Below are 16096 nucleotides of genomic sequence, written 5' to 3'. Positions count from 1 at the left end.
AACTTATCGGCCGGGCTCCTTTCGACGAGAAGTGGGCATCGGGAACCGGGTCTGTGGCCACGGATGGGAACTAAATCCGAGCCAGGCCTCGGGCTGTCACAGGGGGTCCATAGTGTTCCCTTCACGATGACGACAAAGATCCTGCGGACGAGGTACGGGCAGCCCGCGACGGCGGTACTAGCCGGCGTGATCCGAGACGCGAAGGGTGGAGACCCCCTCGCCCCAGTGACCGTGATCGTGTCCGACCATTCCCTTGGAGTGACGCTGCGCCGACGACTGGCGGCCACCAGCGTCATGGCCGACACGACGGGTGGCACGACGGGCCTCGCCGCCGTCGACTTCGTCACCCTGCTTGACCTCGCCCGTGGCATATCGGCCGGTTCACCCCATATTGCCGCCCGGCGTGCCGTCAGTGACGCTGTGGTGTTGGCCGCTACCCGACGGCTGCTGGCCGACCGTCCCGGTGTTTTCAGTCCGGTGGCCGACCACCCCTCGGTGGAACGCACCGTCATGGCCGCCCACCGCAACCTCCGCGAAGTCCACCCCGAAGCTCTCGACCGTCTGGCGGAAATCGGTGGTGCGTTGTCCGACCTCGTCGTCCTCCACCGGGCACTCGTCGAGCGGCTCGAACCGATCTTCCACGATGAGTACGAACGGGCCGTCGTCGCCGCCGCCCGGATCGCCGACGGATCGGTCGACCTACCACCGGTCGTCCTCCACCTACCCGGCACACTCGTCGCCTCCGAACGCCGACTCGTAGGTGCGTTAGCCACCACAGGCCACCTCACCGCCATCGTCGGCGATGCCGACAGCCCGGACGGATCGGTGTCGGCCAACCCCCACCTCGCTGCCCTGACCGAGACCCTCGACGTCGACGCGCCCGAGGCGGGACCTGCCGGATCGCGGGTCGCGTGCCTCGTGGCATCCACCCCAGAACAGGATGAGTCCGTCCGCTACGCCATCCGACGGATCATCGAGGCGGCACGGGCCGGTACGCCGCTGGACCGCATGGTCCTAGTTCACCCGTCGACCACCGACGACGCCCGACTGGTCCAGGAGCGGCTCACCGCGGCAGGCATCGAATTCCACGCCAGCGGCGTCCACCGACTCGACGAGACGATCGCCGGACGCTTCCTGATCGGACTCCTCGATCTTCCCGATCGGGGGATCCGCCGAACTGACCTCGACGCCCTGATGGCCGACGTGCCCCTCTGGGATCCCGACCACGATCTGGTCCCGGCACGCGCCTGGGGTCGGCTGGCCGCTCAGGCCGGAGTAGTCAGCGGAGTTGACGAGTGGACCGATCGCCTCGCCCACCTGGCCGCCGAACTCGATGCCGAAGCTGTATCCGAAGTCGACGACGAGGGCCGAACCTGGCTGGCCGACCGCTTGTCGGCCGAGGCCACACGAGCCCGACAACTGGCGGCCTTCGTGGAGCGACTCTGCGCATCCCTCCATGGCCTCACCGAAGACGACTCCTGGGCTGGCCGGTGCCGACGCGTCCGCGACCTGCTTCGCCAGTACCTCGGCGGCACCACCGCCCATGAGTCCTGGTCGGCCGACGAACTCCTCGCCCTGGACGAGGTGGGCGCGATCCTCGATGCCCTGTCCGAACTGGACAACATTGAACCCCATCCGCCCTATCGAAGCTTTCGGGGTGCTCTGGCCGCCGAACTCGGCCGCCCCATCGGGCGAGCTGGCCGCAGCGGGATCGGCGTGCAGGTCACCGGCATTGACCAGGCCGTCGGCCTCGATGCCGACCTGGTAATCGTGGTCGGTCTCGCAGAGGGTTCCATGCCGACCCGTCCTCCCGCCGACCCGTTGCTGTCCGACGACCATCGCACCGCCGCCCGGACCGGCCTACCCACCCGCCACGAGCATGCCGCCCGCCAGCACCACGCCTTCCTCGCTGCCCTCACCGGTGCCGCCGAACGCATCGTCCTCGTTCAGCCTCGCGGCGACCTGCGTCGCTCCGGTGACCGACCGATGTCACGTCTACTGCTGGCCGAGTTCGAGGAATTGGCCGGCCACCGACCCGAATCCGACGACCTCGACCTGTTCGTCGCACCCTGGTTCGACCACGTGGCGTCGTTCACCGACGCCCTTGACCGTGACGATCCCGCCACCGTTCAGGAATACGACCTGGCCACCGCCATTCGTGGCGGCCGTCCCGCAGTCGACAAGCTCCGTTGTGACGATGTCGTGGTTGACCGGGGAATCGAACTCCTTGGCCAGCGAGCCGACAAGGACTTCACCCGGTTCGACGGGAACCTGTCGGGCGTCACCCTCCCTGTCCTCGACGGCGAACTGTCAGCCACCCGCCTCGAGAAGTGGGTGGACTGCCCGTTCGCCTTCTTCGCCGAATACGTCCTCGGTGTCCGGCCACTTGAAGATCCATCGGAGCGGACCGGCCTCTCCCCGCTGATACGTGGCTCGATCGTTCACCGGGTCCTCGACCGGCTGGTGACCGACGGCCTCGCCAACGGGTCCCTCCCCGGACACGGCGATCCGTGGACCGCCGCCCAACGAGCCCATGCCGCCGAGCTCCTGAACGAGGAGTGTGCCCACGCCGAGGCACGGGGTGAAGCCGCCCACCCCCGGTTCTGGCCCACCATCTGTGACCGGCTGGCCGCCGACCTTGACGACTTCCTGGTCCTCGACTCGGCCTTTCGGGCCAGGTTCGACAGCCGCCCCGTAGCCGCCGAACGACGCTTCGGAGGTCCGGATGCCCTCGTCATCACCCTCGCCAACGGTCGCACCCTGCGATTCCGAGGCTCGATCGACCGCGTGGACCTGACCGCCGACGACCACCTCGTCGTGGTCGATGCCAAAACCGGACGGCCGGACCGGTACAAGAACATCCCCGTCGACTACTTCCCCGGAGGATCGTTCCTGCAGCTCCCCATCTACGCGCTAGCCGCCGCCAAAGGCTGCACCACGAGGCACGCCACCTACGCCTTCCTCGGCGAGGTGGCCGACGATTTCCATCATCTGGGATACGAGGTCGACGACGAGGTGGTCGCCGCCTTCCAACGGGTGCTCTCCTCCATCGTCCGGGGTATCGAGGGCGGGGCCTTCCCGCACCACCCACCAGAAAGCGACCGGCCGGAAGCCCACCGGTGTCTTCACTGCTCCCCCGACGGCCTCGATGCTCGACGCGTCCGCTCCGCCCGGGCCCGCAAGGCCAACCATCCGGTGCTGGCCCTCCACGAGGATCACATCACCACCAACTTTCTCGATGCCGGGACGGAGACCCCTGAAGACGACCACGAAACCGAACATGTGGACCAAGAGGAGGAGGTCGACCGATGACCGGCTCAACACCCGGCGACCAGGCTGATCGCGACCGGATCGGCCACTCGCTTAACGAAAACCTTTTCGTGGAGGCGGGTGCCGGGACGGGCAAGACAACAGCACTGGTCGGGCGGATGATTGCCCTCGTGGTCGACGAGGGTGTCGCCGTCGAGAAGATCGCCGCCATCACATTCACCGAACGGGCGGCCGCCGAGCTCGGCGACCGCTTCCGCCGCGGACTCGAGGACGTGTCCCGCCACGACGCTGACCCCATCCGTCGCCAGCATGCCGAAGCCGCCCTCGCCGATGTCGACCTCGCCTCGTTGTCCACACTCCACGGCTTCGCCCGGCGCCTCCTGACCGAGCATCCGCTCGAGGCCGGCCTACCGACAGGATTCGAGCTGCTGGACGAAGTCTCGAGCCAACTCGGCTTCGACGACCGGTGGGATGACCTCCAACGCACCCTCCTCGGTGACGATGCACTCGCCCGGACCATCCTCCTGGCCGACGCCCTCGGCGTCCACCCCTCCCACCTTCGAGACCTGGCCCGCGAACTAGATGACCGCTGGGACCTCCTCGATCCCCTGACCTCACCAGCCGAACCCCCGCCAGTGAACGTCACGGCCATCATCAACCTCATGGATCAGGCCACAGTCCTCGATCACCACGACCTCGACGAGGATGACAACCTCCGACGTCGCCTGGCCGGGATCCGTGTCGCCCGGGACGCCCTGACCGGTGCCGTCGACGAGATCGACATGGTTCGGATCCTCTCCACCGGCGACTTCCGAAAGTCACTCAATGTCGGCAATTCGGGCCGCAAGGGTGACTGGGGTGACGACAAGGACACCATCCGGGAGTTCGCATACGAGGCCCGCGACCTCTGGGATGAGATCGTACGATCGACAGCCGGCGGCGTGCTCGCTCGAATCCTCGTCGAGTTGGTTGACGCCACCCTCCGGGCGGCCGACGAACGCCGTCGATCGGGCTCTCTGACCTTCCACGACCTACTGGTCATCGCCCACGATCTGCTGTCCGATCCCGCCTCGGGGCCGGCAGTCCGGACCACACTGCACGAGCGTTACCGGTACGTCCTGCTCGATGAATTCCAGGACACCGACCCCGTACAGCTCAAGTTGGCCCTGTTGCTGACCGATCCCGACGCTGCACCCGACGCTGAGCTCGATGGCTTCTCCCCCGTATCGGGATCCCTGTTCCTGGTCGGTGACCCCAAGCAGTCCATTTACCGGTTCCGGCGGGCCGACATCTCCCTCTACCTGCTGGCCAGGCGCTCGCTGGACGCCTCCGCCGTGTCGCTGACCGAGAACTTCCGAACCACCGTGCCGATCATCGACTGGATCAATGCCATCTTCGGCCAGCTCATCGGACCCGGCCCATCGTCCGACGGCCCCGCGCCGGAGGACGAGCCGGTGCGAGCCGAACTGGTACAGCCCGGGTACACCCCGCTGGTCGGCTGTCGCCCAGCGGCGACAGTCGGGCCAGCAGTGACCGTTCTCGGAAGGGACGCCCAAGGCGACGACATCGATGCCGCCGGTCTACGGAAACTCGAAGCCGATGCCGTGGCCGACGCCATCACCACCGCTGTGGTCGAGGGATGGACGGTCGAGGACCGTGCCGGCCACCAGCGCCCATGTGGCTTCGGTGACGTCGCCATCCTCCTCCCCACACGAACTTCACTGCCCGACCTGGAGATTTCGCTGGAAGCCGCCGGCATCCCCTATCGGGCCGAATCCAGCTCCCTGCTCTTCGCCACGCCTCAGGTCCGGGACCTGCTAATGGTGATGCGGGCCATCGACGACCCCACTGATGACCTGGCCGTCGTGGCGGCACTCCGCACGTCCCATTTCGGCTGCGGAGACGACGACCTCGCCCGCTGGCGGGTGCACCATGGCGGTTCCTGGAACCACCAGTCCGACCAGCCGGAAGGCGACCAGTCGGTCGAGCTCGTGGCCTCCGGTCTCGTCTGGCTGGGCCAGATGCACCGATGCCGCCACCTCCTTGGACCATCCGGGATTCTGGAACGCCTAGTCGACGAGCGCCGTGTACTGCAGGTGGCCTTTGGGGAGACCCGGCCCCGCGACGTCTGGCGCCGGGTCCGCCTCCTGTCTGACCGCGCCCGGGCCTTCGCAGAGGCCGGCGGGAGCTCGTTGCGCGGTTTCGTTGACTGGTGTCTCGCCCAAGCCGACGAGAAGGGCCGGGTCGCCGAAACCGTCCTCTCCGAAATCGACGATGCCGCCGTCCGGATCCTGACCATCCATGGCGCCAAGGGCCTGGAGTTCCCCATCACCATCCTCTCAGGCATGTCGACTGCCAACGCGAGATCCGACCGGGGGGTTCAACTACTCATCGACCCCGACCGGTCCATCGAGATCGGCATCCGGGAAGGTGTCGAGACGCCCGGATTTCAGGCCACCCACGCTGTCGACCGCCGGTTTCAGGATGCCGAGGCCATCCGACTCCTATATGTGGCCACCACTCGGGCCCGAGACCACCTCATCGTGTCGGTTTACCGGGCCACAGACATCGATGACGAAAAGCCCGGTCGGCCCGGGCCGGGACGCCTCCTCGCCAGGGCGCTCGAAGGCGCCGGCGGTGACGCCCACGGCTCCGACCTATCCTCCACCACCGGCGCACTTCCCGGCAGGGCTGTCCCCTCGGGCCGCGCCCTCCCCGATCGCCAGACGTGGCTCACAGAGCACGACCACGCCCTGGATCGCGCCGGACGACCCAGCACGGTGTCGGCCACCGCTATCGCCGGACATGTCGCCACCCTGGCCACTGAACAGGCCACTGAACAGGCCACAGCGAACCACGACGAAGACCGGGCCCGGCCAGGTGAGGTGGGACGCCACGGAACCGGCATCGGACGGGCCGTGCACGGAGCCCTAGAGCTCCTCGACTTCGACACCACCGATCCCACATCGGTGGTCCGGGAACGGTCCGTCGCCGAAGGGGTCCTCGGGGATCTGCGAACCGTAGACGCCCTGGTCCGCTCCGGTCTGACCGCCGACGTGGTCCGGTTGGCTGCCGGGGCTCGCCACTGGCGCGAGCTCTACGTGGCCGCGCCAGTCGACGACGACCCCGATGCCCCGGTGATCGAGGGCTACATCGACCTGGCCGTCCTCGATGACGGCCCTGAGGGTCCCGGCCTCGTCATCGTCGACTACAAGACCGACGCGGTGGCTGACGCCGACGCCCTGGCTGCCAAAGCCGAGCGATACCGCTTGCAGGGCGCCACCTACGCTCTGGCCGCCGAGCGGTCGACCGGCCTTCCGGTCCGGCGGGTCGTGCTCTGCTTCCTGGCCACCGACGGCACCACGGAGGTCGACGTCACCAACCTGGCTGGAGCGATGCTCGAGGTGCGTGCCACCGCCCGCGAGTTGGTCGGCGTCTGACCCAATCCCACTCCGATCAGGTCCCGGTCCGGGCCGGTCGGTAGCGTCGAGCCCATGGCCCCCGGATCCGGCTCGTCGACACAGCTCGTCCTCCGCAGCCTGCTGTTTGCCCCCGGCAACCGGGCCGAGGTGCTGACCAAGCTCCCCCGGTCAGCACCAAGCGGGGCGGTCATCGACCTCGAGGATGCCGTTCCCTCCGACCGCAAGGCCGAAGCCCGTGCCATCGCCCATCAGGTCGCCCCCCAACTAGTCGCCGAGGTCCGCCTGTTCGTGCGAATCAACGCCGCCGACACCGGCCATTTCGCAGTCGACGTGTCCGATGGGCTGCCCGTCGGCCTCACCGGTGTGGTCGTCCCCAAAATCGAATCGGTAGCCGCCGTCGATGCCGTAGCCGCTGCCCTCGACGCTGCAGGCCACCCCGACCTCCCCATCGTCGCCGGGTTGGAGACCGTGGCCGGAGTAGTCGATGCCCGCACCGTCACCACCCATCCACGGGTCCAGTGGTGCTACTTCGGCGCCGAGGACTACATCGCCGACCTAGGAGGTGTCCGTACCCCGGGCAACCACGAGGTGGCCGTCGCTCGTGCCCAGATCGCCCAGGCGGCGCACCTTGGTGGGATTCAGGCCATCGACATGGTGGTGACCGACTTCGGAGACGAGGACCGCTTCCGTCGCGAGGCCATCGAGTCACGCTCCCTCGGCTTCAGCGGGAAACTCTGCATCCACCCTTCACAAGTGCCGATCGCCACCGAAGCCTTCCGGCCGTCGGCCGATGAACTGGCCTGGGCCACCGAGATCGCCGAGGCTTACGACGCTGCTCTGGCCGCCGGCGATGCCTCCATCGCCGTGAACGGCAAAATGGTCGACGAACCGGTGGCCCGCCGTGCCCGAGCCCTGCTGGCCGCCGCCGATTGACCCACGGCCCGTCCCGAACCGGCCCTCGACAACCGCCACCCAGGAGACCAGCACACCGATGGCCAGCATCACACCCGAGGGCGGAGCCCTCTACGGGATCCAACTTCCCATCCAAACCCTTACCCGGACGCTGGCCGACCCCTGGGAAGACGACGCCACGCCGGCCGACCTCCTCCGGGTGGCCCGGGCCGCCGAGGCCGCCGGCCTCGACTTTGTCGGGGTGTGTGATCACGTGGCCATCCCCGACGACGAGTACACGTCAGGCATGCGAACCACCTGGTATGACCCGGTGGCCACGCTCGCTTGGCTGGGGGCCCGGACCGAGTCCATCCGGCTGCTCTCGGTCGTGCTCATCGCCGCCTACCGCCACCCCCTCCTCACGGCCAGCTCCTTCGGCACACTGGCCCACCTCACTGACGAGCGGGTGATCCTCGGGGTCGGTGCCGGTCACGTAGAGGGAGAGTTCGCCGCCCTCGGCGTCGACTACCACCGTCGCGGAAAGCTCCTCGACGAATGCATCGACGCCGTTCGGGGGGCATACGTCGACACCTACGTCAGCCACGATGGCCCCCAGTACTCCTACCGCGACGTTGGGGTGAGCCCTGGCCCAGCATCCAGCGATCTCCCCATCTGGGTGGGCGGCGCAGGGTCCGCCGCCTGGAAGCGAACCGGTCGACGCGGAGACGGCTACATCCCCATGGGCGCCTCGCGCGACCAGTACGCGGAGATCATCGACACCATCCGTCGGGCCGCCGACGAGGCCGGGCGACCGGATGCCACCTTCGACATCGGGATCATGCCCGGTTGGACCTACATCGGTGACCCTCCCGACGATCTGCCACCGGCCTGGCTGACCGGCGATCCCGAACACATTGCCGCCGAACTCCGAGCCGACCGCGATGTGGGCGCGAACGTCTTCCACCTCAAGTTCCGTGGACGCACCATCGAGGAATATCTGGACCAATTGTCTGCCTTCGGTGAGCAAGTCCGACCCCTGCTCTGAACGGACGCCAGAGGACGTGAATCGTCAAGTACCCACATCGAGGGTGGGACTGGCCCCCGGATCGGCGATCATGGGGCAGCGAATATTTTGAGGGATGTCCATGGAGGCACGATGAAGGTCGATGACGACACCCAGAAGGCGCTGCTGTTGTTCAACCGGCGCGCTGAGGCTGCCGAGGCCGCCAAGACCGCTGAGCGACGGCTGGCTAAGGCTGTAAAGGCCAAGGACGAAGCTGCCGAGGCGTTCAAACGCGCCCAGAACGGCCGAGACGGTGCCGAGGCTGTCAGCGAGGCCGAGTCGACATGGCGCGAGGCCGTCGACCTCTGGCAGCGCCTGCGCGACGGTGAGGAGGTCCCCGAAACGGAGGCCACGCCGAACAACGAAGCCCCAGACGAAGAAACTGCTGAAGAGGCGCCCAGCGAAGAAGCCCCCGCGGAAGAAACCGCCGACGAGACCCCAGACGAAGAAACTGCTGAAGAGGCGCCCAGCGAAGAAGCCCCCGCGGAAGAAACCGCCGACGAGACCCCAGACGAAGAAACTGCTGAAGAGGCGCCCAGCGAAGAAGCCCCCGCGGAAGAAACCGCCGCATCTCCCGACGACGAGGACGCACCGGCTGCCGCTCCCGACGAAGAGGAGTAGCACCCGGCCCCATGTCGGGCCCAACCTCCGAGCCGTTCCGGCCGGTCACCGATGACGAGATCGACGCTTTTGTGCGTGACGGCGTCGTCCACCTCCCGGCCATCCTCCCCACCGAGTGGGTCGAACTCCTCGTCGAACCGGTGGAGGCCACGATCGCTGACCCAGTGATCACCACCGACATGACGGCGCTCCGAGCCGTCGTGACTGATACGCAGCCCCATTCCACCGGGCCGGGTCGTTTCCTGTCGGGCGTCGATCACTGGCTCCACGACCCGGCCTTCGCCGCCTTTGCCGCCACCTCGCCCCTTCCGGCCATCGCCGCCGCCCTGATGGACGCCGAACGCGTCCACCTCTACGAGGACTCGGTGCTGGTCAAGGAACCCGGCACCGCCGAGGCCACGGCCCTCCACCAGGACCTCGGCTACTTCCACCTCGAAGGTGACCGCATCTGCACCACCTGGGTTCCACTCGACCCGGTAACCGTCGACACGGGTGCCGTGGCCTACCTCCGCGGCTCGCACCGATCTGGCCTCGTCCACCGCCCAAACTGGTTCGTATCCGATGAACCGCTCCCCGGCGCCGAAGGCACACCGGTCCCCACCATCGACGTTGACGACCCCCGCCTCGTACGTTTCGTCGTTGAGCCGGGCGACATCGTCGTCCACCACGCTGCCACCCTCCACGGCGCCGGCCCCAACCGCTCGACCACGTCTCGTCGACGGGCCGTGTCGGTCCGTTACTGCGGCAACGACGTCCACTACCGGTTCCGTCCCGGCGTCCCCGCCAAGGCCCACCATGATCAGGTTCGATCCGGTGACCCGGTGGTCGACCATCCCGGTTGTCCAGTGGTCTGGAGGCGGACCGTAGGGTCGGCCCGGTGAACGCCCCCTGGTCCACCATTCCCCAGTTGGTCGACGACGCGGCCATCCGCTTCGGCGACCGTGAGGCCTTCGTCGACGAAGACCGACGCTGGACGTTCACCCAGTACCGGGATCGGATCCACGCCGCGGCCCGGGCCTTCATGGCCCACGACGTCCAGCCCGGCGACCGGATCGCCGTGTGGGCCCCCAACCTCGCCGAATGGGCCGTCGCCGCGCTCGGTGCCCACTGTGTCGGTGCCGTCCTCGTGCCGGTCAATACCCGCTTCAAGGGCCGTGAGGCAGTCAACCTGCTGGCCCGGTCCTCAGCCCGCATCCTGTTCACCGTCACGGACTTCCTCGACACCGACTACGTGGCAATGCTGAACGAGGTCGGGGAGGGATCCACCGGACTCTCCGACCGGCTCCCACACCTTGACCAGGTGGTCGTACTCCGTGGCGCTGTACCCGAAGGCAGCACCGCCTGGGACAACTTTCTAGCCGCCGGAGATGCCGTCGATGATGCTGACCGGGCCGAACGCTCCGCTGCGGTGACCGGCGACGACCTGTGTCACATCATGTTCACCTCGGGTACCACCGGTGCCCCCAAGGGCGCCATGCTCCGCCACGAGGCCATCTGCCGGGCGTTCCTCTCATGGAGCGACGTAATCGGTCTCGAGGAGGGCGACCGCTACCTGGTCGTCAACCCGTTCTTCCACGCCTTCGGCCTCAACTCGGGGATCCTGGCCTGCCTCATGAAGGGCGTGACCCTCGTGCCGCACCTGGTGTTCGACGTCCCGTCGGTCATGCGCAGGGTGGCCGAGGAGCGCATCTCCATGCTCCCCGGCCCACCAGCCATCTACCAGACGATCCTCAGCCATCCCGATATCAATGCCCTCGACCTCTCGTCGTTGCGACTGGCGGTGACCGGTGCCGCGGCCATCCCCGTCCAGATGATCCACGACATGCGCGAGCGGCTCGGATTCGAGAAGGTGGTCACCGGCTACGGACTAACCGAGGCATCGGGCATCGCCACCATGTGTCGCCACGACGACGACCCGGTGACGATCGCCGGCACCTCAGGTCGGGCTATCGACGATGTCGAGGTCCGGATCGTCGACGCCGACGGCGCCGAGTGTCCTCCCGGCACACCGGGCGAGGTGGTCGTCCGGGGCTACAACGTGATGGTCGGCTACCTGGATTCACCCGAGCAGACCGCCGAGGCCATCGACGCCGACGGGTGGCTCCACACCGGCGACATCGGGGTGATGGACACCCGCGGCTATCTCGACATCACCGACCGAGTGAAGGACATGTTCATCAACGGCGGGTTCAACGTGTATCCCGCTGAGGTCGAGCACCTGATGCTCGACCATCCGGCCATTGCCCAAGTCGCCGTGGTTGGTGTCCCTGACGAACGCATGGGCGAGGTCGGCGCAGCCTTCGTCATCGCTGCACCCGACCGCTGTGTCGACGGCGAACCCGATCCCGACCAGATCGTGGCCTGGTGTCGCGACGCCATGGCCAACTACAAGGTCCCCCGTCTAGTGGTGGTGGTCGACCACCTGCCGATGAACGCCAGCGGCAAGGTGCTCAAGTTCGAACTCCGGGACCGGGCCGCCGCCCTGCGCGACCGCTGAGCCGCCGCTGCCCCGACCCAGCCGCCCGACAGGCCCGACTGCCTCGGACCGCCCCGGTAGCCTCAGCCCGGTCATGAGCGACACCCCCTACCCAGAAGTGGGCCGACCCGACTTCCCGGCCATCGAGGACCGCGTGCTGGCCCGCTGGGCCAGCGACGGGACCTTCCTGGCCTCCGTCGATGCCCGCCCCGCCGAGTCGGAGTACGTCTTCTACGATGGCCCCCCGTTCGCCAACGGCCTGCCCCACCATGGACACCTGTTAACCGGCTACGTAAAAGACGTTGTCCCCCGTTACCAGACCATGCGGGGCCACCGGGTCGACCGTCGCTTCGGTTGGGACTGCCACGGCCTGCCCGCCGAGATGGAGGCCGAGAAGGAACTCCCGGTCGCCGGCCGGGCCGACATCATCGAATACGGCATCGACCGCTTCAATGCCCAGTGCCGACAGTCGGTCCTGCGGTACACCGGAGAATGGGAAAAGACGGTCACCCGCCAGGCCCGGTGGGTCGACTTCGAGGACGACTACAAGACCATGGACCCCGACTACATGGAGTCGGTCATGTGGGCGTTCAAGCAGCTCTGGGACAAGGGCCTCGTCTACGAGGCATTCCGGGTCATGCCCTACTCGTGGGGTGCCGAGACCCCGCTATCTAACTTCGAAATCCGCCTCGACGACGCCACCCGACCCCGCCAGGACCCGGCCATCACCGTGGCATTCGAACTGGATCCGGCCAAGAGCGACCTGGGGCCCATGCGGATCCTGGCGTGGACGACCACACCGTGGACCCTGCCGTCGAACCTGGCCCTCGCCGTGGGTCCCGATGTCAGCTACTCGTTGCGAGTCGACGCCGACGGCACCGTCCTAGTCATCGGCACCGATGCCGTTGAGCGCTACGCCGCCCAACTCGAAGACACCACCGAGGTCGGCACTTGCACGGGCCGTGACCTGGTGGGACGTACCTACACCCCGCTGTTCGACTTCTTCGCCGACCGTACCGATGCCTTCCGGGTCCTCGCCGCCGACTTCGTAGATGCTGGCGACGGCACCGGCGTTGTCCACATGGCTCCCGGGTTCGGCGAGGACGATCAGGTGACCTGCGAGGCCGCCGATATCCCCATCGGGAGGGCCGTGCCCGTCGATGACCAAGGTCGTTTCACCGACGACGTCGCCCAGTGGGTCGGCCAGAACGTTTTCGAAGCCAATCCGGACATCATCCGCCACCTCAAGGAGGCGGGCCGCGTCATCCGCCACGACAGCTACGAACACAACTACCCGCACTGCTGGCGCACCGACACACCGATCATCTACAAGGCCATCTCGTCGTGGTACGTGAAGGTCACCGACCTGCGCGAACGGATGCTGGCCACCAACGCCGAGATCAACTGGGTCCCCGACCACATCCGCGATGGTCGCTTTGGTATGTGGCTGGACGGTGCGCGCGACTGGTCCATCAGTCGGAACCGCTTCTGGGGCTCACCCATCCCGGTGTGGCGCAGCGACGATCCTGACTACCCCCGCATTGACGTGTACGGCAGTCTCGATGAGATCGAACAAGACTTCGGGGTGCGGCCCGACGATCTGCACCGCCCGTTCATCGATGACCTGACCCGACCCAACCCGGACGATCCGACCGGCCGTTCCACCATGCGTCGAGTGCCCGAGGTGCTCGACTGCTGGTTCGAGTCGGGCTCCATGCCATTCGCCCAACTCCACTACCCGTTCGAGAACCGAGAGCGTTTCGAGGAGCACTTCCCGGCCGACTTCATTGTCGAGTACATCAACCAGACTCGCGGCTGGTTCTACACCCTCCACGTGTTGGCCACCGCCCTGTTTGACCGACCGGCCTTCCAGAACGTCATCTGCCACGGGATCCTGTTGGCCGAGGACGGGGCAAAGCTCTCCAAGAAGCACCGCAACTACACCGAACCATCGGCCATCTTCGAGGCCCAAGGTGCCGATGCCCTGCGCTGGTACCTGATGTCGTCCAACATCGTCCGGGGTGGCGACCTTCGCATTACCGACAGCGGAATCGACGATGTGGTGCGCCAGGTGCTGCTGCCCGTCTGGAACGCCTACTCATTCTTCACGCTGTACGCGAACGTCGACGGCCACTGGGCCACCATGCGGACCGACTCCACCCACCTGCTCGACCGGTATCTGCTGGCTAAGACCCGCCGCCTCGTCGAGTCAGTGCAGGACCGAATGGACACCTACGACCTGCCCGGGGCCACCTCCGAGATCCAGGGGTTCCTCGACGCCCTCAACAACTGGTACATCCGACGCAGCCGTGACCGCTTCTGGGCCCGGGCGGCCACCGACCCGACGGCCGACACCGACGAGGCTGTCGACAAGCGCGACGCACACGACACCCTCTACACGGTGCTCGTCACCCTCTGTCGAGTAGCCGCCCCGTTCTTGCCCATGGTGGCCGAGGAGATCCACACTGGCCTGACTGGTGGCTCGACCAGCGTCCATCTCCAGGACTGGCCTGATGCAGCGGACCTCCCGTCGGACCCCGATCTCGTGGACCGGATGGACCGCCTCCGCGATGTGGCCTCGACAGCCCTTCGACTCCGCGAGGATCACGGTCTCCGGGTGCGGCTTCCCCTGTCGTCGTTGTCGGTGGCGGGCACCGACAGCGAAACGCTCGCTGAGCTGCTCGACCTGCTGCTCGACGAAGTCAACGTAAAGGCCGTGCACCTGACCAACGACCTGGAATCCCATGCCCGGTTCGTGCTCCGCCCCGACGGGCGGGCCCTCGGACCCCGCCTCGGCGGAGACGTCCAGTCAGTGTTCGCCAAAGCCCGATCCGGCGACTACGTCCGCAATGACGATGGGACAGTGACCGTAGCCGGCCACGTGCTGGCCGCCGACGAGTTCGAGTTGGGCGTCGAGTCACCCGAGGGGGTCACGGCTGGAGCGTTGAGTAGTGGCGACGCCGTCGTCGTGCTCGATACCGAGGTGACCGACGAACTGACCTGTGAGGGTCTGGCCCGTGACGTGGTCCGCCATGTCCAGCAGGCCCGACGCGACGCCGATCTGGTGGTAACCGACCGCATCAAACTGACGGTCGACGGCGATGAGGCGGTACTCGACGCGATCCGCATCCATGAGGCCCATGTGGCCGGTCAGGTCCTGGCCGCCGACATCGTCTACGGCGACCCAGCTAGCAGCCCGGACGGCGGAGCGACCGCGGTGACCATCGAGGGCGCCCAGCTCCAGTTCTCACTCACCGTCGCCTGAAGCGCGCACCATCCGGAAGCGGGCGGGCTCTCAGTCGAGCCGGCGACCTGACTCCACGAGATTGATCTCCCAGATCACCTGTTCCAGCCGATCCGATGCCGTGATCGTCGGATAGCGGAGCGGATTATCCGGCGTCACGCATGTCGAGATGGGCGCCAGCATGGTCCACGGCGTGGGGTGGCAGAACTGCACCACCGAATGACGTTCGCCCGGGCCGTTGGCCACTACCCGGTGGATGCCCGGCGGGATCACCCCGTTGGTCAGGTGATCCAGCATGATCCCGGTGTTGATGATGACGTGTCCGTCCGGCGGCGAAGCATCCACCCAAGAATCGCCAACCTTGACCTGTAGACCGGGAGCCGTGGCCCGCGGCAGCGCGGTGATGAGGTTGATGTCGCCATGCTCGGCCGCCCACACGTGCTCATCGCCGGGGGCGGCGTCCATGGACGGGTAATGCAGAGCCCGGGTCAGTGCGGCACCATCGTTCAGCATCACGTCGAAGTAGTTCTCGTGGACACCGAGACCTGCGGCCAGGATTCGCAACACCCGACGCTGCAGGCCGAGCGTGGCCTCGTGGAACGCCGTTAGCAGTTCGGTAATGCCCGGCAGATCCTCATCTGGGAGCACCTGTTCGCCATACCGATGGGGGAAGCGCTTCCTCAACGGATGCCCCTCGGGAACCGGGGCACTCCAGTTGAGCATCTCCTTCCAGTCGGGCACGTCGGAGATGGCCGCCGTCTCCACGAGGAGGCCGGTGTACCCGGTCTGGCCGTTGGCGCCAGGCACCGTGTAGCGGTCCTTGCGATCCCGGGGCAGGGCAAAGAAGTCGGCCAGACGACCGTAAGCCTCATCCAGAAGATTCTCGGAGAGGTCGTGGCGCACGTAGACGAAGCCGGTAGTCAGGCTCCGCATCGTCCCGTCAACCACCGCTCGCCGGGTTGCCTCGTCACCGTTCTCGAATGCAGCGAGGTCAACGTCGAGGATGGGGGTGGAGTGGCTCACGAGCAACACGCTAGGCCGGACTGCGGCCTACCGGCCGCCGCTGGGCGTCGACCACTCGGAGCGCGAATACACCCGGTATTCATCCT

9 protein-coding genes are annotated in these 16096 nt (G+C 67.1%); 8 read left to right on the top strand and 1 reads right to left on the bottom strand.

The window, feature by feature from the left end:
• Positions 1 to 126 precede the first annotated feature (126 nt).
• From QF777_00360 to ileS, 8 genes are all read left to right on the top strand, one after another.
• Complete coding sequence (locus tag QF777_00360) at positions 127 to 3312, top strand: PD-(D/E)XK nuclease family protein (protein MDP6910000.1); 3186 nt, start codon at positions 127 to 129, stop codon at positions 3310 to 3312.
• Positions 3309 to 6710, top strand: a complete 3402-nt coding sequence (locus tag QF777_00355; GenBank protein MDP6909999.1) for a UvrD-helicase domain-containing protein — start codon at positions 3309 to 3311, stop codon at positions 6708 to 6710. Before QF777_00360 ends, QF777_00355 begins: the two co-directional genes overlap by 4 nt.
• 54 nt (positions 6711 to 6764) lie before the next feature.
• Entirely contained in the window at positions 6765 to 7625 is an 861-nt protein-coding gene (locus QF777_00350) for a CoA ester lyase (protein ID MDP6909998.1), read from the top strand.
• A 58-nt stretch (positions 7626 to 7683) separates the two neighbouring features.
• Entirely contained in the window at positions 7684 to 8628 is a 945-nt protein-coding gene (locus tag QF777_00345; GenBank protein MDP6909997.1) for a TIGR03619 family F420-dependent LLM class oxidoreductase, read from the top strand.
• Between the two features lie 111 nt (positions 8629 to 8739).
• Entirely contained in the window at positions 8740 to 9267 is a 528-nt protein-coding gene (locus QF777_00340) for a hypothetical protein (GenBank protein ID MDP6909996.1), read from the top strand.
• Between the two features lie 11 nt (positions 9268 to 9278).
• Positions 9279 to 10148, top strand: coding sequence for a phytanoyl-CoA dioxygenase family protein (locus tag QF777_00335; protein ID MDP6909995.1), 870 nt, complete (start codon positions 9279 to 9281; stop codon positions 10146 to 10148).
• Positions 10145 to 11764, top strand: coding sequence for a FadD3 family acyl-CoA ligase (locus QF777_00330; GenBank protein ID MDP6909994.1), 1620 nt, complete (start codon positions 10145 to 10147; stop codon positions 11762 to 11764). Before QF777_00335 ends, QF777_00330 begins: the two co-directional genes overlap by 4 nt.
• A gap of 73 nt (positions 11765 to 11837) precedes the next feature.
• Positions 11838 to 15008, top strand: coding sequence for an isoleucine--tRNA ligase (gene ileS, locus QF777_00325; GenBank protein MDP6909993.1), 3171 nt, complete (start codon positions 11838 to 11840; stop codon positions 15006 to 15008).
• Positions 15009 to 15038: 30 nt separating this feature from the next.
• Here ileS and QF777_00320 read toward each other — a convergent pair whose 3' ends face one another.
• The gene (locus QF777_00320) at positions 15039 to 16010 is read right to left on the bottom strand and encodes a 2-oxoglutarate and iron-dependent oxygenase domain-containing protein (GenBank protein ID MDP6909992.1); all 972 of its coding nucleotides are present in this window, start codon (positions 16008 to 16010) and stop codon (positions 15039 to 15041) included.
• Positions 16011 to 16096: the final 86 nt, after the last annotated feature.

The organism is Acidimicrobiales bacterium, from assembly GCA_030747595.1.
Lineage (GTDB): Bacteria > Actinomycetota > Acidimicrobiia > Acidimicrobiales > MedAcidi-G1 > UBA9410.
The sequence above is the reverse complement of the archived record's forward strand: the minus strand, read 5'-3'. Positions and strand labels throughout refer to the sequence as shown.